This is a genomic window from Streptomyces sp. NBC_00984, assembly GCF_045162475.1.
In the GTDB taxonomy this organism is placed as follows: Bacteria; Actinomycetota; Actinomycetes; order Streptomycetales; family Streptomycetaceae; genus Streptomyces.
Window position 1 is genome coordinate 3494744 of the sequence record NZ_CP108734.1, and the last position, 22959, is coordinate 3517702.

A 22959-nucleotide genomic window follows, 5' to 3' on the forward strand; every position below is an offset into this window, starting at 1 on the left:
CTGTCATGGCACAGAGCGCACTCCCCCTGCCTGCAGCCAGGCTGGGACGGGCCGTCAGGACGGCCGGAGCTCCAACCGCGGTCAGCGGCGTGGTCCTGCTGCTCCCGGACGGCGAGGCCGACTCGCACCGCCGCCCTTCCCCTCTCTCCTACGCATCCCAACTCCCGCTGGCCCGCGCCCTGGCCCGCGCCGGCCAGGAGGACGGGCTCGCCGCGCACGTCGTGCGCTACCGCTGCCGGGGCTGGAACGCGACAGCCGCCCACCTCGCGGCGGACGCCGAGTGGGCGGTGGACGAGGTCGTACGGCGTTACGGCGACGTCCCCGTCTGCCTGGCCGGCCACGGCATGGGCGGCCGGGCCGCACTCCGCGCGGGCGGCCACGCGGCGGTCGACTCCGTCCTGGCGATGGCCCCCTGGCTGCCCGAGGGCGGGGCGGACGGGCCGGACGGCCCGGAGCCGGTGAAGCACCTGCTCGGCCGCCAAGTACTGCTCGTCCACGGCACCAACGACGCCCGCACCGACCCCGAGCTGTCCTTCCGGCTGGCCGAGCGCGCCAAGAAGACCAACCGCGACACCTGCCGCTTCGAGGTCCACTCGGACGGCCATGGCCTGCGCCAGCACCGCGCCGAAGTGATGGCCCTGGCCGCGGACTTCGTCCGGGGATCCCTGTTCGGCCGGGCCTACGCACGACCGGTGGCCGACGCACTGGCGGCACCGCCTCCGCTGGGGTTGCGCATGCCGCTGGCGGCGGGGTTCGGGAAGTCGCTGCGGGGGTGACCGGCTGCCTGATAGCAACGCGCCGTTCGAGAGCAGGGGAACGAGAAACAATGACGCTTATGCCACGTATGCCGGATTCAATGAAAGTGAAGAAAAACAGCACCTCCCCCCGATAAAATCGCAGGTCACGAACTGTGGTCCCCGCGCGTGCGGGGGTGGTCCCGCACCCGACGACGACTGACCCGGAAAGCGCCGGTGGTCCCCGCGCGTGCGGGGGTGGTCCCACAGGAGCCCCGCCGAATGCCTGCCGAGTACGGTGGTCCCCGCGCGTGCGGGGGTGGTCCCGGTCCGAGACCTGGCACGGCCCCAGCGGTATGGTGGTCCCCGCGCGTGCGGGGGTGGTCCCGAGACCGAGTGACCGACGCCAGTCCGGCGGGGGTGGTCCCCGCGCGTGCGGGGGTGGTCCCGGGTTGTCCGCGGGTGGTCTCAAACAGAGGCTGTGGTCCCCGCGCGTGCGGGGGTGGTCCCGGGAACGGCCGCGAGTCCATCTACGACTACGAGTGGTCCCCGCGCGTGCGGGGGTGGTCCCTGGCCTATCTGCTGGACGCTGTCCTAGTCGATGTGGTCCCCGCGCGTGCGGGGGTGGTCCCGCGGCCAGTGCTGAAGGTAGCGGAACGGCGGTGTGGTCCCCGCGCGTGCGGGGGTGGTCCCTGGTCCCGCACCTTCACCGGAATTGCATCATTGTGGTCCCCGCGCGTGCGGGGGTGGTCCCTCACAGTTGGCATGTCAATACAGAGTTGGCCAGTGGTCCCCGCGCGTGCGGGGGTGGTCCCAACACGGCTGCAACCCGGATGCTCCGGGCAACGTGGTCCCCGCGCGTGCGGGGGTGGTCCCGGTGCCGGGACGGGAACCGCAGGGTCAAGGCAGTGGTCCCCGCGCGTGCGGGGGTGGTCCCCACATGTGGGGCCCGGAGCCGGGGAAGAACGGGTGGTCCCCGCGCGTGCGGGGGTGGTCCCACCTTCGAGACTTCGGATGCGGAGTCGATGCAGTGGTCCCCGCGCGTGCGGGGGTGGTCCCCGTCGTCGTACCGGCCGATGACGAGCGGGTCCGTGGTCCCCGCGCGTGCGGGGGTGGTCCCGCTCAGCATTGTCACGTGACGTTGCTTCAGCGTGTGGTCCCCGCGCGTGCGGGGGTGGTCCCCCTGAGACCCCGTCCGGACATTCGGATGGGGGTGGTCCCCGCGCGTGCGGGGGTGGTCCCTCGTACCCGTCGGCGGTGTCGGCGCGCTCCAAGTGGTCCCCGCGCGTGCGGGGGTGGTCCCAGGGTGACCGTCCCCGGCAGCATGACCGTCTGGTGGTCCCCGCGCGTGCGGGGGTGGTCCCCCGGGCGGTAACGGCGGTTCTACCGGTACCGGGTGGTCCCCGCGCGTGCGGGGGTGGTCCCCCGGGCGGTAACGGCGGTTCTACCGGTACCGGGTGGTCCCCGCGCGTGCGGGGGTGGTCCCAGGTGTCCGGACGGGCCTACGGGTGGTGCTGCGTGGTCCCCGCGCGTGCGGGGGTGGTCCCGACTTCGACGAGCCGTACGACGACGAGTTCGAGTGGTCCCCGCGCGTGCGGGGGTGGTCCCGTGGAGGCCGCCCGCAGCGTGCTCGCCGGTGGGTGGTCCCCGCGCGTGCGGGGGTGGTCCCGTCCTGGAGGCCGACGGCGCGCTGCGCAGGGTGTGGTCCCCGCGCACGCGGGGGTGGTCCTACCGCGGCGGGGACGGTGGTGGCTCCGTGCGAGGGGAGCCCGGTCAGTCCGGCAGCAGATGTCCCCGCCTCGACAGCAGGAAGCGTTTGAAGGCGGCCACCGGTGGGGTGTCGGGGTGGCCGTCCAGCCAGGCGACGCCGATTTCGCGGGCTGCCCTCGGGGCCGTGACGGTGAGTTCGACGACGCCGGGGCGGGGCACGGCGGGCGGGGGGAGCAGCGCCACGCCCAGGCCGGCCGCGACCAGGCCGCGCAGGGTCTCCGCCTCCTCGCCCTCGAAGGCTACGCGGGGGGTGAAGCCCGCCTCGGTGCACAGGTCGTCGGTGATCCGGCGCAGGCCGTAGCCCGGTTCGAGGGTGACGAACTTTTCGTCGGCGGCCTCCGCGAGGCGGATACGGCGGCGGGTGGCGAGGCGGTGGTCCTCGGGGACGACGAGGCGCAGGCGCTGTTCGTCCAGGCGGCGGGCGACGAGGTCGGGGGCGTCCGGGACGGGTGAGGTGAGGCAGAGGTCCAGGCCGCCGGCTCTCAGGCGTTCGATCATCGCCTCGCCGTAGTTCTGCACGAGCTGGAAGCGGACCCGGGGGTGGTCGGCGCGGAAGGCGCGGATGAGGGCGGGGACGGTTTCCGAGCCCATGGTGTGCAGGAAGCCGAAGGCGACCTTGCCGGTGGCCGGGTCGGCGTCGGCCCGTACCGAATCGGCGGCCTTCTCGACCTCGGCGAGGGCCCGCTCGGCGGAGCCGAGGAAGGTGCGGCCCGCCGGGGTGAGCGAGACGGTACGGCCCTTGCGGGCGAACAGGGCGACTCCCAGGTCCTGTTCGAGCCTGGCCATCGCCCGCGACAGCGTCGACTGCGGGACGCCGAGCTCCTGCGCGGCGCGTGTGACGTGCTCGTGGCGGGCCACCGCCTCGAAGTGGGCCAGTCGCGGTGCGAGCACGGCGCGAATGTCTTCTTCGTAACTACTGGGTGACAGCCGGGGCTGTGAGCTGCGTTCATGCACCATGGGATTGATTATCGCCACTTCGTGCATTGGACGCATGAAACCGGAGAGCCTACTTTCGAAGCATGCCTCCTGCCAGTACCGGGGCGTCCACCCTCACCGTGGCCGCCTCGCCCCAGCCGTCCCCCGCCGCCGCCCCCGTCGCCACCGCCGGCTCCGCCGCGCCGGACCGTCTCGAACCGGGCCGCCCCGGCTACCGCCGGATGAGCTTCGCGCTCTTCGCCGCAGGTGTCGCGACGTTCGCCCTTCTCTACTCCACGCAGGCCCTGCTGCCCGCCGTCTCCGCCTCCCTCGGCGCCACGGCCGGACAGGCCAGCTGGACGGTCTCCGCGGCGACGGGCGCGCTGGCGCTGTGCGTGCTGCCGATGAGCGCGCTCTCCGAGCGGTTCGGACGGCGGCAGATGATGACCGCCTCGCTGACGGTCGCGGTACTGGTCGGGCTGCTCGTCCCCTTCGCCCCCTCGCTGGGCTGGCTGATCGCACTGCGCGCCGTCCAGGGCGCGGCACTGGCCGGGCTGCCCGCCTCCGCGATGGCGTATCTGGCCGAGGAGGTACGGCCGAAGGCACTGGTCGCCGCGATCGGGCTGTTCGTGGCCGGCAACAGCATCGGCGGCATGAGCGGCCGTATCCTCACCGGCTGGATCGCCCAGCTGTGGGGCTGGCGCGCGGCGCTCGGCGCGGTCGGGCTGCTGGCCGCGGCCTGCGCGGTCGTCTTCCACTTCATGATCCCCAGGGCACGGAACTTCACCCCGGGAACGCTGAACCCGAAGGCCCTCGCGAAGACGGTGGGCGGGCATCTCGCCGATCCGCTGCTGCGCCGGCTGTACGCGATCGGCGCGCTGTTCATGACGGTGTTCGGCGCGGTCTACACGGTGATCGGCTACCGCCTGGTGGAGGCGCCGTTCAACCTCCCGCAGGGAGTCGTCGGCTCGATCTTCCTGGTCTACCTCGTCGGTACGGTCTCCTCCGCCGCGGCCGGCCGGCTGGTCGCCCGGCTCGGCCGCCGGGGCGCGCTGTACCTGGCCGTCTCCACCACGGCCGCCGGTCTGCTGCTCTCCCTCGCCGACCAGCTGGCCGCCGTGCTCCTCGGCCTGGTCCTGATCACGGCGGGCTTCTTCGCCGGGCACGCGGTCGCCTCCTCGTCCGTGAGCCGCACCGCGACGAAGGGCCGCGCCCAGGCGTCGGCGCTCTACCAGTCCGCGTACTACCTGGGCTCCAGCGCGGGCGGCACGCTCGGCGCGGTCGCCTTCCACGCCGGGGGCTGGGCCGGGACCGTGTCGCTGGGGCTGCTCGCGGTGCTCGGCGTCGTCTCGATCACGCTGTACGGGACGCGGGCCGCCCGCGCCGAGCGGCGCCGGCTGGTTCCGGTGGCGTCCGTACAGAACTGAGACATACGGCGCACAACCTTCCACTCCCCGACGCGCGTCTAGCAGGCGGAATCACCTCACGGCGCGCGAAGGGGAGTTGGCGTACATGAGAGTCGCGGGGAACATACGGGGAGTACGGCTGCGGCGCGGGCTCGCGCTGTCGGTCGCGGGCCTGACCGCGGTACCGGCCCTGGTGCTGGCCACCGGCGGGCAGGCGCAGGCGGCGTCCTGCACGACGTCCACCGGGCCGTACCAGAAGCAGGTCGAGAAGTATCTGCACCGGCCGGTCGACGGCAAGCAGTCGGCCGCCGACTGCAAGGCGATCAGGTCGTTCCAGAGCACGTACGGGGTCACCCCCACCATCGGGTACGCGGGTCCGGTCACCTGGCGCACGATGAAGACGATCACGGCCCAGAAGGCGGCCGGCAAGAACCCGAACAAGGACAAGAAGTGCCCCACCAACAAGGGGCGCATCGCGTGCGTGGACCTGACCCGGCAGCTGAGCTGGATCCAGGACGGCAGCAAGCTGAAGTTCGGACCCGTGCCGGTACGGACCGGGCGGGACAAGTACGAGACCCGCACCGGGTCGAAGAAGATCTACTGGCGGCACATCAACCACGTCTCGTCGATCTACCACGTGTCGATGCCGTACTCGCAGTTCTTCGACGGGGGCCAGGCGTTCCACGCGGTGGGCGTGAAGATGTGGAACCCGCCGGGGTCGCACGGCTGCGTCAACATGCGTACCGCCGACGCCAAGTCGTACTGGAATCTGCTGAGGAACGGCGACGACGTCCACGTGTACGGACGCAAGCCCGGAACGTGACCGGAATCCGGGTGGTTTCGGTACTTCACACCCCCGTTGTCAGTGGCCTGCGGTAGCTTCCGGAGTGCCGAAGTGGGCGGCGTCACAGCGCAACAGGGGTGGAGCGATGAGTGATCTGACAGCGACGACGGACATCGACAGTCGTCTGGAGGGACACCGGGTCGAGCTGACCGGTTACTGCTACCGGATGCTCGGTTCGGCCTTCGAGGCGGAGGACGCGGTGCAGGACACGCTGGTGCGTGCCTGGCGCAACTTCGACAAGTTCGAGGGTCGTTCCTCGCTGCGCTCCTGGCTGTACCGCATCGCCACCAACGTCTGCCTGGACATGCTGAACGCCGGGAACAAGCGGGCCCGTCCGGTCGATCTGACGGGCCCGACGCCGCTCGCCCAGGCGGCGCTGAACCCCCTGCCGGAGAACACCTGGCTGGAGCCGATGCCGGACGGGCGCATCCTGCCGGCGGCGGCCGACCCGGCGGAGGCCGCCGTGGCGCGGGAGTCGGTGCGCCTCGCGTTCGTCGCCGCGCTCCAGCATCTGCCGCCCAAGCAGCGCGCCGTGCTGATCCTGCGCGAGGTGCTGGCCTGGAAGGCGAGCGAGGTCGCCGAGCTGCTCGACACCTCGGTCGCCTCGGTCAACAGCGCCCTCCAGCGGGCGCGAGCCACCCTCACCGACCACGAGGGCGAGGCCGCCGACGCCGCGAATCCGCTCGACGAGGAGCAGCGCAAGCTCCTTGAGCGGTACGTGGCGGCCTTCGAGGGCTACGACATGGCGGCGCTGACCGCGCTGCTCCATGAGGACGCCGTGATGACCATGCCGCCGTTCGACCTCTGGCTCCAGGGGCACGACGACATCACCGGCTTCATGCTCTCCATCGGCGCAAGCTGTGCGGGCTCCCGCCTGGTGGCGACGTCGGCGAACGGCACCCCGGCGTTCGCGCACTACAAGCCGAATCCGGACGGGCCCGGGTTCGTGCCGTGGGCGGTGCAGGTCATCGACATCTCGGACGGGGCCATCACCGGGATGCACTGCTTCCTGGACACCCCGCGCTGGTTCCCGCTCTTCGGGCTGCCGGACCATCTCGACGCCGACGCGGCGTGACGGCGGCGTGAGGCGCGGTATACGGAACGGGCTGGTGGCCGGCTGGGTGGTACTGGCGGCCGGTGGCTGGGGGCTGACCCAGTGGATGGGCGAGCCGTCCGCCACCGGCGGCCCCGGGCCCGGTTCGGCCCGGCCCTCCGGGCCGGGCGGTGAGCCGGGGCCGCAGCCCGAGTCCGCCTGCGACGACGGCATCGGCCACTCGGCCCGGCGCCCCGCCGCCACCCCGGCCCCGCTCCTCTCGGCATCGGCGCCGCCGGTCGACGGCGGGACGGCCCGGCTCACGCAGGTGGTCTGCGTACGGGCCGAGGTGGCCGGGCGCGCGGACTGAGCGGGGCGGGGCCGGGGGCGGCTCGCACGCTCAGCCCCCGCTCTCCCCCGCCTCGGCCCCCACCCCCGTTCCCGTTCCGCACCCCACGTCCACCACGTCGGCCAGCCCGACCAGGTCGAGCAGGCCCTGCAGTTCGGGCGGCACATTGCGCAGCCGCAGTCTCCTGCCGCCCGCCCGGCGCGCGACGAGCCCCAGCCGCGCTATCGCCTCGACCAGGGCCAGATCCACGTGCACGACCCCGCTCACGTCGCAGTCCACCCCCGCGTCCGGGGCACGGACTGCGCCGTCGGGGTCGTACAGCAGCGTCTCCAGCTCGGCGCAGAGTCCCGGCACCGCGGCCCTGGTGACGCGGCCGGTGACGACGAGAAGGTTCGGGGTCATGGGTTCCACATCTGGGAGACCGGTCCGGCGGCCGAAACTCATCGCTGCCCGGCCCCCGTCCTGTCCGGGCCGTCCGGCCCGGCGAACGTCCCGTTCCCGCCCGGGATCGATGAACTTCGGTCAACTCCTCTTACCTGTGCGGTTTCTGTGAACCTTCCTCGTCAATTCCCCCTCTAGGTACGTGAACCGGTCGGCACCGGCGTCCCATCGGTGCCGACTGACCAGTGGCCCCTCGGGGGCCGCCTGATTCTCCAGGGGGAGAGTTGCGCAGACACGTGAGAAACGCGTGTGTTTCGACCGTCGCCATGGCCGCCGCCGTGGCACTCGCGGCCGGGATGACCACCCCGGCCATGGCACAGCCCGGCGCCGCCCGCTCCGGCACCGCCCGCACGGTCGGCGCCGGGTCCGCCACCGGGCACGAGCTGACGCTCATCACCGGCGACCGCGTCACCGTGGACGCCAAAGGCAAGGTCGTGTCCTTCCGGGCCGCCCACGGGCGCGAACATATACCCGTGCAGCGGCAGATACGCGACGGGCACACCCTGCTCGTCCCGGCCGACGCACACCGGCTGATCAGCTCCGGCAAGCTGGACCGCCGGCTGTTCGACATCACCGAGCTGAACCGGGCGGAGAACCGCAGGGCCCAGAAGTCGGGCCTGAAGCTGATCGTCTCCTACCGGGGCGCCCAGGCCGCGACCGCCAAGGCCGAGGTCCGGAACGCGGGCTCCACCCGGGTCGACCGGACCCTGAACTCGCTGAACGCCCAGTCGGTGACCACGCCGCAGCGCGACGCCCAGGACATCTGGCAGGCAATCACCGCCAAGGCGGCGCACAGTGCGCAGCGCACCACGGCCGCCGGTATCGACCGGGTCTGGCTGGACGGCGTGCGCCGGGCAAGCCTCGACAAGAGCGTGCCGCAGATCGGCACCCCTGCCGCCTGGAAGGCCGGTTACACCGGAAAGGGCGTCAAGATCGCCGTACTGGACACCGGTGTGGACGCCACCCACCCCGATCTCCAGGGCCGGATCCTCGGCACGAAGAACTTCACCGCCTCGCCCGACACCAAGGACCGGGTCGGCCACGGCACCCACGTCTCCTCGATCGCGGCCGGTTCGGGCGCCAAGTCGGGCGGCAAGTTCAAGGGTGTGGCCCCGGACGCCAAGCTGCTGGAAGGCAAGGTGCTCGACGACGACGGCTTCGGCGACGACTCCGGCATCCTGGCAGGCATGGAGTGGGCGGTCGCGCAGGGCGCCGACATCATCAACCTGAGCCTCGGCGGCGGCGACACCCCCGAGATCGACCCGCTCGAAGCGGCGGTCAACAAGCTGTCGGCCGACCAGGGCGTCCTGTTCGCCATCGCGGCGGGCAACGAGGGCGACGCGGCCGGTACGGTCGACTCCCCGGGCAGCGCGGACGCCGCGCTGACCGTCGGCGCGGTCGACGACAAGGACCAGCTGGCCGACTTCTCCAGCCGTGGCCCGCGCATCGGCGACGGGGCGATCAAGCCCGATGTCACCGCCCCCGGCGTGGACATCACGGCGGCGGCCGCACCCGGCTCCGCCATCGACCAGGAGGTCGGGCAGAACCCGCCCGGCTACCTGACGATTTCCGGTACGTCGATGGCGACCCCGCACGTCGCGGGTGCCGCGGCGCTCCTCAAGCAGCAGCACCCGGAGTGGAAGTACGCCGAACTCAAGGGCGCGCTGACGGCCTCGACCAAGCCGGGCGCGTACACGCCGTTCGAGCAGGGCTCGGGCCGGATCGCGGTGGACCGGGCGATCACCCAGACCGTCGTCGCCGACCCGGTCTCGGTGAGCTTCGGGGTGCAGCAGTGGCCGCACACCGATGACACCCCGGTCACCAAGAAGGTGACGTACCGCAACCTCGGCACGACCGATGTCACCCTGGACCTGGCGGTCACGACCACCAACCCGAAGGGCAAGCCCGCCCCGGCCGGCTTCTTCGGCGTCGGTGCCGACAAGGTGACCGTCCCCGCGGGCGGCACCGCGGATGTGCCGCTGACCGTGAACACCAAGCTCGGTGGCACGACGGACGGCACCTACTCCGCGTACGTCGTCGCGACGGGCGGCGGCCAGAGCGTCCGCACCGCCGCCGCGGTCGAGCGGGAGATCGAGTCCTACGACCTCACGGTCAAGACCATCGGGCGCGACGGCAAGCCCGCCCAGTTCGCCGATTCCGACCTCTTCGGTCTCACCGGAAAGGCGCTCGGCCAGTGGCTCGCCCCGACGAGCACCGACGGTACGGCCAAGGTCCGGGTCCCCGCCGGCGGATACGTACTGAACACGGGCGTCACCGTCGACCCCGAGGACTACTCCAAGGGCACCGACTGGCTGGCCCAGCCGAAGCTGGACGTCACCAAGAACCTCACCGTGACGCTCGACGCGCGCAAGGCGAAGCCGGTGAACATCACCGTGCCCGCCACCGGGACGACGTCCCTGCTGGCCGCGCCCGACCTCCAGCTCACCGCCGATGAAGGCGGCTACTCCTACGGCTGGGTCCTCGACACGTACAAGAACTTCCGCACCGCGCACTTCGGCCCGAAGGTGACCGACGGTTCGCTCTCCCAGCACTGGATCGGCAGCTGGTCCAAGGGAGCCTCGACCCGGTACGACATCGTGGCCGGCGGTCCGGTGACCCAGGCGGCCACCGGTTTCGAGCGGAAGTACACCGCCGGCCAGCTGGCCAAGGTGGGTGTCTCCCTCGGCTCGCCCGCCATACGCAAGACCGGTGAATTCGCCGCCTCGGGCATGCTGCCCGACTCGGACGGCGGCTGGTCGGCCTGGTCGTTCCACAAGATCCCCGGCAATGTCACCTCCTACGTCTCCACCGCCGACAAGGTGAAGTGGAGCTTCGACTTCGAGCAGGACGGCGGAGTCGACGCGGACGGCTACCCGGTGACCGACGCGTCGTACTCCCTCGGCGCCCCGCAGTCCTTCAAGGCGGGCAAGTCCTACACGAAGAAGGTCAACACCGCGGTGTTCGGCCCCGCGGTCAGCTCCGAGTACGGCATCCTCCGTGACGGCAACGACATCGTCGGAATGCTGCCGCTGGTGGCCGACGGGCAGGGCAACATCGGTGGTTCCGACTACAGTTCGGCCACGACGGTGCTGTACCGCAACGGCAAGAAGCTCGCCCAGAACGAGGACCCGCTGCTGGGCGACACCCCGATCGCCGTTCCGTCCGCCGCCGCCGACTACCGGCTGACGACCTCGGCCCGGCGCAGCACCAAGCTGTCCCCGGTCTCCACCCGGATCGACGCGAGCTGGACCTTCCGCTCCCAGCGGACCTCGGGCCCGGTCATGCTGCCGGTCTCCACGGTGCGGTTCACGCCCAATGTCACCGCGGACAGCAAGGTCACGGCCGGCCGGACCGCTTCCGTGCCCGTGACGGTGCAGGGCGCGGCTGCCGGGAAGAACCTCAAGTCTCTGACGGTGTACGTCAGTTACGACGCCGGCAAGACCTGGAAGAAGTCCACGGTCAAGGCGGGCAAGATCTCCGTGAAGAACCCGGCCAAGGGGAAGTCCATCTCCTACCGGGCGAACGTCACGGACAAGAAGGGCAACAAGTCGTCGGTGTCGATCTACAACGCGTACTTCGGCAAGTGAGCGCATAGCCACCCCGACCGCATGACGGCGGCCCGCCGGGACGGATTCCTCCGCCCCGGCGGGCCGCTCGCGTTTCCGGACCGCACCGGGAGGACCGGCATCGCGACATCGCTCAGCTGACCGGGAAAATCCCGGTGTCCAGGTCCAGCCCGAACGGCTGGGGCAGCGTCAGCTTCTCCCCGTACTCGACCGTGTCCAGCACCCGGTAGGTGCCGCTGTCGGGCTCCCCGTAGAGCGTGGCGGTGGGGCGGCCCGAGTGCCACGGGTCGAGCAGCAGGAACAGCTCGACACCGGCCTTCGCGTATCCGTGCACCTTGCCGATGCGGTCGTGGTTGGCGTTGGCCTGCGAGGTGATCTCGACGACGAGCCGCGCCTCCTCGGCCGGGACGCGGTTGCCCGGCCCGATCACCGCTGCGTCCGGCACGACTGCAGCAGTTCCGCGGTGGTGTTGTGGTTCTTGGACGGCGGTGGCTCCACGGTGACGATCCCCTCGATGATCTGCACCTTGCAGCCCTCGGGCGCATCCGTCTCCTCCCAGATCCGGACGAGGTCGTCCCATTCCTGACCGTGGCCCGGTGCGGGCTCGACGGCGGGTGCGCTCATGGCGGTCTCCTCCTGTCGGGGCGTCACCGAGTCCAGCACGCCGAACGGGACCGGCGGCGGTCCACCGGTCCCGTTCACCCGTACGAGGAAACCGCAGGTCAGGCGATACGTTCCCGCACCACCGGGGTGGCGGTGAAGGCCGTGCCGGCCGGGGCGATGTCGTACGCGTCGGGCAGGGCCTTCAGCGCGTAGTCGAACTTCTCGGGGGTGTCGGTGTGCAGCGTGAGCAGCGGCTGTCCGGCGGTCACCACGTCGCCCGGTTTGGCGTGCAGTTCGACGCCCGCGCCCGCCTGGACCGGGTCCTCCTTGCGGGCCCGGCCCGCGCCGAGGCGCCAGGCGGCGACGCCGATGTCGTACGCGTCCAGGCGGGTCAGTACGCCGGTGGACGGGGCCGTGACCACGTGCTGCTCGCGGGCGACCGGGAGCGTGGCGTCGGGGTCGCCGCCCTGGGCGGAGATCATGCGGCGCCAGACGTCCATCGCGGAGCCGTCGGCGAGGGCCTTCTCCGGGTCGGCGTCCTTGAGCCCGGCCGCGTCCAGCATCTCGCGGGCCAGGGCGAGGGTGAGGTCGACGACGTCCTTCGGGCCGCCGCCGGCCAGCACCTCGACCGATTCGCGCACCTCCAGGGCGTTGCCCGCGGTCAGGCCCAGCGGGGTGGCCATGTCGGTGAGCAGGGCGACGGTGCGCACTCCGCTGTCGGTGCCCAGGGCGACCATGGTGGAGGCCAGTTCGCGGGCGTCCTCGATGGTCTTCATGAAGGCGCCGGAGCCGACCTTGACGTCCAGGACGAGCGCGCCGGTGCCCTCGGCGATCTTCTTGGACATGATGGAGCTGGCGATGAGCGGGATGGCCTCGACGGTGCCGGTGACGTCGCGGAGCGCGTACAGCTTCTTGTCGGCGGGGGCGAGCCCGTCACCGGCGGCGCAGATCACCGCGCCGGTGGTGTCCAGGACGTTCAGCATCTCCTCGTTGGAGAGGTGGGCGCGCCAGCCGGGGATGGACTCCAGCTTGTCCAGGGTGCCGCCGGTGTGGCCGAGGCCCCGGCCGCTGAGCTGGGGCACGGCGGCGCCGCAGGCGGCGACCAGCGGGGCGAGCGGCAGGGTGATCTTGTCGCCGACGCCGCCGGTGGAGTGCTTGTCGGTGGTGGGCCGGGAGAGCGACGCGAAGTCCATCCGCTCGCCGGAGGCGATCATCGCGGCGGTCCAGCGGGCGATCTCGGTGCGGTTCATGCCGTTCAGCAGGATCGCCATGGCCAGCGCGGACATCTGCTCGTCGGCGACCTCACCGCGGGTGTACGCGTCGATGACCCAGTCGATCTGCTCGGGGGTCAGCTCGCCTCGGTCCCGCTTGGTGCGGATGACGGAGATGGCGTCCATATCCTGGGAGTCCTTCCGGCCGGTACGTACGGTACGCAAGAGTCCCGAATGACTCTACGCGCATAGAGAGTGGAGATGGGGGTGGCCCTCCCGACGGGCGGGAGGGCCACGGTGGACGCGCTGCGGCGCCCGCTACTTCAGGTGGTCCGGGCCGAACGCCTGCGGCAGCATCTCGTCGAGCGTGCGCAGCCCGTCCGGCGTCTCCAGGACCAGCTCGGGGCCGCCGAACTCGTACAGCAGCTGCCTGCACCGGCCGCACGGCACCAGGATCTCGCCCGCCCCGTCCACGCAGGTGAAGTGGGTGAGCCTGCCGCCCCCGGTGGCGTGCAGCTGGGAGACCAGGCCGCACTCGGCGCACAGCCCGATGCCGTACGAGGCGTTCTCGACGTTGCAGCCGGACACCGTGCGGCCGTCGTCGACGCGCGCCGCGGCACCGACCGGGTAGTGCGAGTACGGGACGTACGCACGGGTCATCACGGACCGTGCGGCGCTCCGCAGCGCCGCCCAGTCGACCTCCGCGGCGGCCGTCACTTGCCCTGGCCCTTCCGGTAGCGCATGCCGTCCGCCTTCGGCATCCGCAGCCGCTGGGCGGAGAGCGAGAGGACGAGCAGCGTGACGATGTACGGGGTGGCGCTCACGAACTCGGTGGGCACCGTGTCCGTACCGAGGTACCAGACCAGCACCACGGCGGCGATGACCGCGCTGACCACGCCCTGGACGAAGCTCTTGCGGTAGAGCTTCCAGGCCGCGAGCACGGCCAGCACGACCACGAGCAGCAGGAGCAGCGCGTGGACGGACTCGCCGCCGTTGCGCAGCTGGAGCGCGTCGGCGAAGCCGAAGAGGCCGGCGCCCATGGCGAGCCCGCCGGGCCGCCAGTTGCCGAAGATCATCGCGGCGAGACCGATGTAGCCGCGGCCGCCGGTCTGGCCCTCGTTGTAGATGTGCGAGGTGACCAGCGAGAGGAAGGCACCGCCGAGGCCGGCCATGCCGCCGGAGATGATCACCGCGATGTACTTGTACGTGTAGACGTTCACGCCGAGCGACTCGGCGGCGACGGGGTTCTCGCCGCAGGAGCGCAGCCGCAGCCCGAACGAGGTCTTCCACAGCACGAAGAACGTGAGGACGAACAGGACGATGGCCAGGATCGTCAGCAGCGACACATTGGTGACCAGGCCGCCGAGCACACCGGCCAGGTCGGAGACGAAGAACCAGTGGTGCTTCTCGATGGAGTGCAGCCAGTCGGACAGGCCCGGGATCGTCACCGAGGTGATGTCGTCGGCCGGTGGGGACTGCTTCGGGCTGCCGCCCTTGGCCGCCGCCTCGCCCGAGTTGAACCAGAGCTTGGCGAAGTAGGTGGTGAAGCCGAGCGCCAGGATGTTGATGGCGATACCGGAGATGATGTGGTCGACGCCGAAGGTGACGGTCGCGACCGCGTGCAGCAGTCCGCCGAGCATGCCGCCGACGACCCCGGCCAGCACGCCGAGCCACGGGTTGGTCTGCCAGCCGGCCCAGGCGCCGAAGAAGGTGCCCAGGATCATCATGCCTTCGAGGCCGATGTTGACCACACCGGCCCGCTCGGCCCAGAGGCCGCCGAGACCGGCGAGGCCGATCGGCACGGCCATCGCGAGCGCCGCGCTGATCTGTCCCGCCGAGGTGACGTCCTGCGCGCCGGTGATGGCGCGCACCGCGGACAGCACGAGCAGGACGCCCGCGATGATCAGCAGGACGACGGGGAAGGAGAGGCGGGTGCGGCCGCCCTTGCCGCCGGAGACCTTGGGGGCCGCGGGGGGCGGGGTGGAAGTCGCCGTGGCGCTCACGCCGACACCTCCTGCTGGTCGTTGTTACGGGCGGCCTGTGCGGCGAGTTCCGCGCCGACCTTGCTCTGCTGGCGCTTGAGTCCGTAGCGGCGGACGACTTCGTAGGCGATGACGACGCACAGGACGATGACGCCCTGGATCACGCCGACGATCTCCTTGTCGTAGCCCTCGAATTCGAGCTTGCCGGTGCCGCGCTCCAGGAAGCCCCAGAGCAGCGCGCCGAGCGCGATGCCGACGGGGTGGTTGCGGCCGAGGAGGGCGATGGCGATGCCGGTGAAACCGATGCCGACCGGGAAGTCGCCGCTGTACTCGTAGCTGTCGTTGAGGAGGGTCGGCATACCGATCAGACCGGCGACGGCGCCGGAGATCAGCATCGAGGTGATGACCATCTTCTTGACGTCGACGCCACTGGCCTCGGCGGCGGAGCCGGACTGGCCGACGGTGCGCAGGTCGAAGCCGAAGCGGGTGCGCGAGAGCGTGAACCAGTAGGCGACGCCCGCGACGACCGCGACCACGATGAAGCCCCAGACGGGCGACGGGGTGGTCGGGAACTCGAAGAAGTGCGAGGACTCCGGGAGCGGCTTGGTGGAGATCTTCGTGCCGGCCTCGTCCAGGTGGCCGAGGCGGCCCTGCTGGAGGAGGTAGCCGATGACCGCGGTCGCGATGGCGTTCAGCATGATCGTCGAGACGACCTCGCTGACGCCCCGGGTGACCTTGAGGACACCGGCGATACCGGCCCACATCGCGCCGACGATCATCGCGGTGAGGATGATCAGCGGGATCTGCAGGGCGCCGGGCAGCGTCAGCGCGCCGCCGACCGCGGCGGCGAAGAAGGCGGCGAGGCGGTACTGGCCGTCGACGCCGATGTTGAAGAGGTTCATCCGGAAGCCGACGGCCACCGCGAGACCCGCGAGGTAGTACGTCGTCGCCTTGTTGAGGATGTAGACCTGGCTGTCCGACTTCATCCCGTAGTCGAACATGATGCCGAAGGCGCTGAACGGCTCCTTGCCGGTGGCGGCCAGCACGAGTGCGGTCACCAGGAAGGCGACCACGATCGCGAGTACGGGGGCCGCGATCCCCAGGAGCAGCCGCTCCTTGTCGATCTTCTTCATCGGTCCTCTCCCCCGTCCCGGGGGTCGGTGTCGGTGCTTCCGGCGCTTCCGCCTTCGGCGCTCTCGGCGCTCTCGGCGCTTCCGGCGCTCTCGGCGGGCGAGTCGTCCGGTGCCGGTGACTCGTCCGGTGCTTCCAGGTGGCCGGTGGCCGCGCCCGTCATCGCCGAGCCGAGCTCCTCCGGGGTGATGGTCGCCGGGTCGGCGTCGGCGACCAGCCGGCCGCGGTACATGACACGCAGGGTGTCGGAGAGCCCGATCAGCTCGTCCAGGTCGGCGGAGATCAGCAGCACCGCGAGGCCTTCGCGGCGCGCCTCGCGGATCTGGTCCCAGATCTGCGCCTGCGCGCCGACGTCCACGCCCCGGGTCGGGTGCGCGGCGATCAGCAGCTTGGGGTCGTGGCTCATCTCGCGGCCGACGATCAGCTTCTGCTGGTTGCCGCCGGAGAGCGAGGCGGCGGTCACGTCGATGCCGGGGGTGCGGACGTCGTACTCGCGCACGATCCGCTCGGTGTCGGCGCGGGCGCCCTTGAGGTCGAGGAACGCCCCCTTGCTGTTGGGGCGTTCGGTGACGTGGCCGAGGATGCGGTTCTCCCAGAGCGGGGCCTCCAGCAGCAGTCCGTGCCGGTGGCGGTCCTCGGGGATGACGCCCATGCCGCCCTCGCGGCGCTTGCGGGTCGGCGTGCGGGAGATGTCGTCGCCGTCGAGGGTGACCACTCCGGCGTCGAGGTGGCGCATGCCCATGATGGCGTCGACCAGTTCGGACTGGCCGTTGCCCTCGACGCCCGCGATCCCGAGGACCTCGCCCTTGTGGATGGTGAAGCCGATGCCGTCGAGGACCGAACGCACCACGCCGTCCGGGTCGGTGGCGCTCAGCCGCAACCCGTCGACGGTCAGCATCGGCACGTCGGTGACGGTCGACTCGCGGGTCTCCGGCGACGGAAGCTCACTGCCGACCATCAGCTCGGCGAGCTGCTTGGTGGTGGTGTGCTTCGGGTCGGCGGTGCCCACCGTCGTACCGCGCCGGATCACGGTGATCTCGTCGGCGACCGACAGGACCTCGCCCAGCTTGTGCGAGATGAAGATGACGGTCAGGCCCTCGGCCTTGAGCTCGCGGAGGTTGTCGAAGAGCGCGTCGACCTCCTGCGGTACGAGGACGGCGGTGGGCTCGTCGAGGATCAGGGTGCGGGCGCCGCGGTAGAGGACCTTGAGGATCTCCACGCGCTGCCGGTCGGCGACCCCGAGGTCCTCGACCATGGCGTCCGGGCGGACCCCGAGACCGTACGAGTCGGAGATCTCCTTGATCTTCGCGCGGGCCCGGTCGCCGATGCCGTACAGCTTCTCGGAGCCGAGGACGACGTTCTCCAGGACGGTGAGGTAGTCGGCGAGCATGAAGTGCTGGTGCACCATGCCGATGCCGCGCGCGATGGCATCACCGGGGTTGTGGAACGAGACCTGCTCGCCGTCCACCGCGATGGTGCCCTCGTCCGGCTTCTGCATGCCGTACAGGATCTTCATCAGAGTGGACTTGCCGGCGCCGTTCTCGCCGACGAGGGCGTGGACGGTGCCACGGCGCACGGTGATGTCGATGTCGTGGTTGGCCACGACCCCGGGGAACCGCTTGGTGATGCCGCGGAGCTCCACGGCATGGGGACTGCTGGACGCGTTGATGGCGCACTCTCCTTGGCAGGAGCGGAGGGCGGAGGCGGTGGGAGCGTGAAAGGTATCGCGCCCGGCGGACGCTACGCGCGTAGCGCCACCGAATCGTTGGCCACCTGATGACAGGTCGCGGACCGTGTGCGTACGGCTACGGCAAGGCAGCCGGGCCGGTACGTGAAATCGGGGCCCGAGTGAAGCCGAAGCGGCTCACCCGGGCCCCGATCGACGGTGGATCAGGTCGTGGTCTTGACCTTGATGGTGCCGTCGGCGATCTTCTTCTTCGCCTCGTCGAGCTTGGCCTGGATGTCCTTCAGGTGGTCACCCGTGGTGGTCAGGCTGACGCCGTCCTTGGCCAGGGTGTACGTCTGCGTGCCGGCCAGCGGCTTGCCGTCCTTGACGGACTTGACCAGGTCGTAGACGCCGCCGTCGACGTTCTTGACGACGGAGGTCATGATCGTGTCCTTGTACTTCGCCAGGGACGGGTCGAGAGCCTGGTCGGAGTCGACGCCGATGGACCAGGCGCCCTTCTTGCCCGCGACGGCCTCGATCGAACCGGCACCCGAGCCGCCCGCGGCGGCGAAGATGACGTCGGCGCCCTTGTCGAGCATGCCCTTGGCGGCGGCCGAGCCCTTGTCGGGGCTGCCGAAGCCGGACAGGTCCGAACCGGTGGACAGGTACTGGACCTGCACCTTGGCCTTCGGGTTCGTGTCCTTGACACCCTGCTGGAAGCCCGCGGCGAACTTCTTGATCAGCGGAAGGTCCACACCGCCGATGAAGCCGACCTGGCCGTCCTTCGACTTCAGCGCGGCGGCGACACCGGCGAGGTAGGAGCCCTGCTCCTCGGTGAAGACGATGCTGTCGACGTTCTTGGCGCTCGCGACCGAGTCGACCAGGCCGAAGTTCACCTTCGGGTACTTGGCGGCGATCTTGTCGACCGCGTCCTTGTACGCGAAGCCGACCGCGACGACCGGGTTGTAGCCGCCCTCGGCGAGCGACTCCAGGCGCTGCTCACGGTCGGCGGGGGTCTCACCGGTCTTGGCGGTGAGCTCCTTGGTCTCGGCACCGAACTCGGACTTGGCCTTGTCCAGACCACGCGCGGCGGAGTCGTTGAACGAGTTGTCACCACGGCCGCCCACGTCGTAGGCCATGCCGATCTTCATCTTGCCCTTGTCGGAGCCGGAGCTCTCGGTGGACGACTCGCCGCACGCGGTGGCGGTGAGGGCGAGGGCCGCGGTGACGGTACACGCAGCGGTGATCTTGGATACCCGGCGCAAGGGAAGGCTCCTTCAAACCTGACCGAAGCGCCTCTTCCGGCGCTGGTTTCGCGGCGATCGTAACGCGCGTAGATGTCAGATAAAGCCCTGTACGGAAGCCGTTATCGGATCGTCGCGAACCAGAGGTGACGTGTCCGGTTACTGATGGTTGCCATCGAGCAACGCGGAGGCAGTGAACAGCTCGACGGCGACCGTGATCGCCTCCTCGTCGGCGTCGAAATCACCGCGATGCAGGTCGAGGCGGGCACTGTCGCCGGGCGTGCGGACGCCGAGCCGGGCCATGGCCCCGGGGACGTGTTCCAGGTACCAGGAGAAGTCCTCGCCGCCCAGACTCTGTTCGGTGTCCTCGATCGCATACGACCCGCGGCGCGCGGTCATCGCCGTGGCGAGCAGATCGATCACGGCGGCGTCGTTCACGACGGGCGGGACGCCCCGAACGTAGTCGATCACCGTCTTGGCGCCATACATCCCGGCCACCTCGTCGATCGCGGCGTGCACCAGGTCGGGGGCCTCCCGCCAGGCGGCCAGCTCCAGGCAGCGGACGGTGCCCGACAGTTCGGCGTGCTGCGGGATCACATTGCAGGCGTGGCCGGCCTCCAGCCGCCCCCAGGTGACGGCGAGCCCGGCCCGTGCGTCCACCCGCCGGGCCAGCAGCGCGGGCACCTCGGTGGCGACCTTGGCGGCGGCGGTGACCAGGTCGGTGGTCAGGTGCGGCCGGGCGGTGTGCCCGCCCGGACCGTCGAGCGACACCTCCAGCCGGTCGCAGGCCGAGGTGATCGCCCCCACCCGCAGCCCGATCCGCCCGACGTCCACCCTCGGGTCGCAGTGCACCCCGATGATCCGCCCGACGCCTTCCAGCGCCCCGGACAGGATCGTGTCGGGCGCCCCGCCGGGCAGCACCTCCTCGGCCGGCTGGAAGATCAGCCGCACGGGGTTCGGCAGCAGCCCCTGCCGGTCGAGATCGGCGAGCACGAGCCCCGCGCCGAGGACCGAGGTGGTGTGGATGTCGTGCCCGCACGCGTGCGCCCGGTCGGGGACGGTGGAGCGGTACGGGACGCCGGTCTTGGTGTCCGGGATGGGCAGTGCGTCGATGTCCGCGCGCAGGGCGAGCACGGGCCGCTGGTCGCCCTCCCGGCTCCCCACGTCACAGATCAGCCCCGTCCCCGTGTCCAGCACCCGGGGTTCGAGTCCGGCCTTCTCCAGCCGGGCCTTGATGGCCGCGGTGGTACGGAACTCCTGGTTGCCCAGCTCGGGGTGCATGTGCAAGTCGCGCCGGAAGGCGATCAGTTCGGCACGCAAGGCCTCGGGCAGGGTGCCGGGCAGCGCCTCGTCGCCGGGCGGCTGGGCATCGGAATCGCGGGACATCAACTGGTTCACCTGGTGAAGGGTAAGGCCCTTCACCCGTCAACTGACCATGAAACAAGAAAAGTTCAGCCACATAGACGAATAAATGACTGCGCCGTGGCGTGTGAGGTAATGGCGGCGTGGGTACACTCGCCCCCCTTTGCGCCATGCCCGACCACTCCGACCACCCAGGTCGGCCAGGTCGGCCATCGGGCGCCGTCAGGCGGAGAGCCCCCGGCGTACCGGCATCAGCGCCACCCCGAGGCAGAGGGCGCCGGCCGGCAGCAGATCCAGGCTCACGGCCATCAGCACGGTGCCCGCCAGCACCAGCACCGGCGCCCACGCCCGGACCAGGTCACGGCGGAGGAACGCGAGCAGGGTGACTAGGGCCAGCAGCCCGAGCCAGAACAGCATCGGCACCACGGTGTAGACCAACGGCATCACACCGGGCACGCCCTGCACCCGATCGAAGATCTCGCTCATGGCCTCTTTGTCCGCCGCGACGAACCCGGCCGCCAGGTCGATCACCGCCTGCACCACCACCGCCACCGTACCGAGCAGCCCGACCCCGGCGGCCACGTCGACGGCGACCCTCCTGCCGCCTCGCTCCCCGGCAAGCCTCCGCAGCCCCAGGAACACCGGCACGAAGGCGAGCACCCCGGCCAGGAACAGCAGATGCGCCAGCGACCACCACACCCCGGGCCCGTAATCACCGAGGGCACGCCCGGCCAGCCGCACCGCTCCGTACCCCGCCATCAGGACCGGTCCCACAAGGAGGGCCGCTCCGACCGTCGCCCGGCCCGTACCGGCTGTCCCGCTCTGTCGCTCCGTCGCCATCTGCATCGTTGTCATGCGCCGATGCTCGCGCCCGGCCGACCCTGCCCGCTATCGGGGCCTTCCCCCAACAAACCCTGGGCGCGGGCCACTTACGGGTCAGGGTGATCCATGACGCCCGGCTCGGGCTTGCGAGAGCCACCATCGGCGCGCGCCTCCGGATCGCGGGGGCAGGCTTGGTCCAGCGGTTGGTCCACCCGTCGGTCCGTCCCTGCGAGGCAGCCGTGGAAGCAGCTCGTCAGTACAACGTCCATGAGGCCAAGACCCACCTCTCGCGCATCCTGGAACAGGTGGCCACAGGAGAGGAAGTAGTGAAGCCGCTTCCGGCTGGCCGTCGAGTTGGTAGCCGCGCACCTCTTCGATGCGGTGCCGGGCGCGCCTGGGCCGGGAGGGGATCGCGGACATGTCGGCGGCGGCCTGCCGCATGCTCTCCCCGCCCGCATGCAGTTCCACGGCCACGGTCACCGCGTGCGCACCCATGATGGCGCGCCAGAACGAAGTGACCGGGTGGTAGTAACCCGCCGGGAGCCGCGCGGACATGGCGCGGGCTGTGTCCCAGTGTCCCCAGGCGCTCCCGCTGTCACCACGACGGGCCGCGGTGCAACCCGCCTCGAAGCGAAGGGCACCGGCGATGGCGAGGACGTCGTCGCCGGAGTCCGCCAGCAGCGGCTCCAGATGGGCGAGGGTTTCCATGGTCACGGCGTCGGCCGCGTCGAAATGCGCCGGCCCGCTGTCCCGATGGGCCTGAGCGGCGAGCCACGCGGCCACCCCCACGGTGTGCGGGTCCTCGGATTTCATGGCCGCGACCATGCCGCGCCGACCGGGTTGCTGCCCGGTCGGCGCCACCACTCGGCAACATCAACTGCCGGCCGGAACCTCAGTCGGAATGTCGAACCAGGTGTTGGCGAGATAGCTGACCTGGCTGCTGTTCAACGCTCCTTGGAAGATCCAGACGTCGTCGATCGTCCCGGCGAAGTACCCGCCTGCGGTGTTCGGCACCGCACGCCCCACCTGTACGGCCCCTTCGGCCCTGAACGTCCGCACATCGCCCACCCAGGCAACCTGGTCCCGGCAGGCGCTGTCGTCCGGCTGGCCGTCTCCGTCGTCGTCAGCACACCTGAATTCCTGGAGTATGCCGTTGACGTAGAGCCGGGCCTCCTTGGCGAAGCTGTCGTAGACCACCGTCAGGTGGTTCCAGTCACGGACATCGAAGAACTCCGTACTGCTGACCTGCCTGGTCACAGCCCCGGCACTGTCCTCATCGGGCAGTGTCAACTCCCAGCTTCCAAATCCTTCGAGACCAGTGGGATCCGGCTGGAAGCGCAGGTCGAAGGCGCTGCGCGTGTTTCCCGCAGCACTGATCACGGTCATCGGGTGGTCCGGTGACTCGGACGCCTGAACCCATGCGGTCACCGTGAAGCTCGAACTTGTGTCGACCGGCATGGCCGGGAGCTCGGCGTAGGAGTCGACACCGTTCAGCTGGAGACCACTGGCATCGATCGTCCCCGGCCCGAGCTGTGCTCCCCCGTGCAGGTTCATCGGCTGGGACTGCTCTACGGCGTCCGGAGTACTTGCGGGTGTACCGGCAGTCGTCTCCTCGAACTTCCAGCGCCCCTTGACCACCTGGCCCTGCTGGAACATCTGCGGCAGGCCGGTCGCGGGGCTCGAACCGGAGAGCTTCGACGGGGTCCTCGCCGGACTCCACCGAGCGATGGCCCCCTTGCCGTCCCCGGCGTCGCTACCGGCCGGTCCCACCGCCGTCGCCTGCGGTGCCACCACTCCTCCCACAATGAGGCTCAACGTGGCGGCGGCCACCACTCCAGCCCCTCTTCGACGACACGAGCGTCTCCACATAATCCCCACCC

The 22959-nt window shown here is 70.7% G+C and carries 17 protein-coding genes, 1 pseudogene and 1 CRISPR repeat array; of the genes and pseudogenes, 6 read left to right on the plus strand and 12 right to left on the minus strand.

From position 1 onward, the window contains the following. Positions 1 to 5 precede the first annotated feature (5 nt). A complete protein-coding gene (locus OG520_RS15175; protein WP_406013521.1) occupies positions 6 to 776 on the plus strand; it encodes an alpha/beta hydrolase in 771 nt (256 codons plus the stop codon). A 134-nt stretch (positions 777 to 910) separates the two neighbouring features. Further along, positions 911 to 2464: direct repeats of the CRISPR family, unit length 29 nt; unit sequence GTGGTCCCCGCGCGTGCGGGGGTGGTCCC. Between the two features lie 43 nt (positions 2465 to 2507). Here OG520_RS15175 and OG520_RS15180 read toward each other — a convergent pair. Continuing rightward, entirely contained in the window at positions 2508 to 3461 is a 954-nt protein-coding gene (locus OG520_RS15180; RefSeq protein WP_406013522.1) for a LysR family transcriptional regulator, read from the minus strand. Between the two features lie 62 nt (positions 3462 to 3523). Here OG520_RS15180 and OG520_RS15185 point away from each other — a divergent pair, with 62 nt between their 5' ends. From OG520_RS15185 to OG520_RS15200, 4 genes are all read left to right on the plus strand, one after another. Then, the gene (locus OG520_RS15185) at positions 3524 to 4846 is read left to right on the plus strand and encodes an MFS transporter (RefSeq protein ID WP_406013523.1); all 1323 of its coding nucleotides are present in this window, start codon (positions 3524 to 3526) and stop codon (positions 4844 to 4846) included. 85 nt (positions 4847 to 4931) lie between these two features. Beyond that, a complete protein-coding gene (locus tag OG520_RS15190; protein WP_406013524.1) occupies positions 4932 to 5648 on the plus strand; it encodes a L,D-transpeptidase family protein in 717 nt (238 codons plus the stop codon). Between the two features lie 64 nt (positions 5649 to 5712). Continuing rightward, positions 5713 to 6744, plus strand: coding sequence for a sigma-70 family RNA polymerase sigma factor (locus tag OG520_RS15195; RefSeq protein WP_406013525.1), 1032 nt, complete (start codon positions 5713 to 5715; stop codon positions 6742 to 6744). A 34-nt stretch (positions 6745 to 6778) separates the two neighbouring features. Further along, complete coding sequence (locus tag OG520_RS15200) at positions 6779 to 7072, plus strand: hypothetical protein (RefSeq protein ID WP_406013526.1); 294 nt, start codon at positions 6779 to 6781, stop codon at positions 7070 to 7072. A gap of 30 nt (positions 7073 to 7102) precedes the next feature. Here the strand turns inward: OG520_RS15200 and OG520_RS15205 are convergent, their stop codons facing one another. Next, positions 7103 to 7495, minus strand: coding sequence for an STAS domain-containing protein (locus tag OG520_RS15205; RefSeq protein WP_406013527.1), 393 nt, complete (start codon positions 7493 to 7495; stop codon positions 7103 to 7105). A 263-nt stretch (positions 7496 to 7758) separates the two neighbouring features. On the opposite strand from OG520_RS15205, the gene OG520_RS15210 reads away from it, so the two are divergent. Next, positions 7759 to 11079 carry a S8 family peptidase gene (locus tag OG520_RS15210; protein ID WP_406013528.1) on the plus strand — a complete coding sequence of 1107 codons (3321 nt, stop codon included), beginning with the start codon at positions 7759 to 7761 and terminating at the stop codon, positions 11077 to 11079. A 112-nt stretch (positions 11080 to 11191) separates the two neighbouring features. Here OG520_RS15210 and OG520_RS15215 read toward each other — a convergent pair. The 10 genes and pseudogenes from OG520_RS15215 to OG520_RS15260 all read right to left on the minus strand — a co-directional run bounded on the left by OG520_RS15215 (position 11192) and on the right by OG520_RS15260 (position 22873). Continuing rightward, a pseudogene (locus tag OG520_RS15215) lies at positions 11192 to 11682 on the minus strand (Uma2 family endonuclease). 98 nt (positions 11683 to 11780) lie between these two features. After that, positions 11781 to 13058, minus strand: a complete 1278-nt coding sequence (locus OG520_RS15220) for a thymidine phosphorylase (protein WP_406013529.1) — start codon at positions 13056 to 13058, stop codon at positions 11781 to 11783. A gap of 132 nt (positions 13059 to 13190) precedes the next feature. Further along, entirely contained in the window at positions 13191 to 13589 is a 399-nt protein-coding gene (locus OG520_RS15225; protein WP_266415187.1) for a cytidine deaminase, read from the minus strand. Continuing rightward, positions 13586 to 14875: an ABC transporter permease gene (locus tag OG520_RS15230; RefSeq protein WP_406013530.1), complete on the minus strand. Its 1290-nt coding sequence runs from the start codon at positions 14873 to 14875 to the stop codon at positions 13586 to 13588. Before OG520_RS15230 ends, OG520_RS15225 begins: the two co-directional genes overlap by 4 nt. Beyond that, complete coding sequence (locus tag OG520_RS15235; RefSeq protein WP_406013531.1) at positions 14872 to 15987, minus strand: ABC transporter permease; 1116 nt, start codon at positions 15985 to 15987, stop codon at positions 14872 to 14874. The genes OG520_RS15230 and OG520_RS15235 overlap by 4 nt, the downstream gene beginning before the upstream one ends. Then, positions 15984 to 17627 (minus strand): ABC transporter ATP-binding protein, encoded by a 1644-nt coding sequence (locus OG520_RS15240; protein WP_406013532.1) that lies wholly within the window; start codon positions 17625 to 17627, stop codon positions 15984 to 15986. Before OG520_RS15240 ends, OG520_RS15235 begins: the two co-directional genes overlap by 4 nt. A 248-nt stretch (positions 17628 to 17875) precedes the next feature. Next, the gene (locus tag OG520_RS15245; RefSeq protein ID WP_406013533.1) at positions 17876 to 18916 is read right to left on the minus strand and encodes a BMP family protein; all 1041 of its coding nucleotides are present in this window, start codon (positions 18914 to 18916) and stop codon (positions 17876 to 17878) included. Positions 18917 to 19054: 138 nt separating this feature from the next. Beyond that, on the minus strand, positions 19055 to 20281 hold the full coding sequence (locus OG520_RS15250) for an amidohydrolase (protein WP_406016489.1): 1227 nt from the start codon (positions 20279 to 20281) through the stop codon (positions 19055 to 19057). Between the two features lie 198 nt (positions 20282 to 20479). Beyond that, complete coding sequence (locus tag OG520_RS15255; RefSeq protein WP_406013534.1) at positions 20480 to 21112, minus strand: hypothetical protein; 633 nt, start codon at positions 21110 to 21112, stop codon at positions 20480 to 20482. Between the two features lie 840 nt (positions 21113 to 21952). Next, positions 21953 to 22873 (minus strand): LamG domain-containing protein, encoded by a 921-nt coding sequence (locus tag OG520_RS15260; RefSeq protein ID WP_406013535.1) that lies wholly within the window; start codon positions 22871 to 22873, stop codon positions 21953 to 21955. Positions 22874 to 22959: the final 86 nt, after the last annotated feature.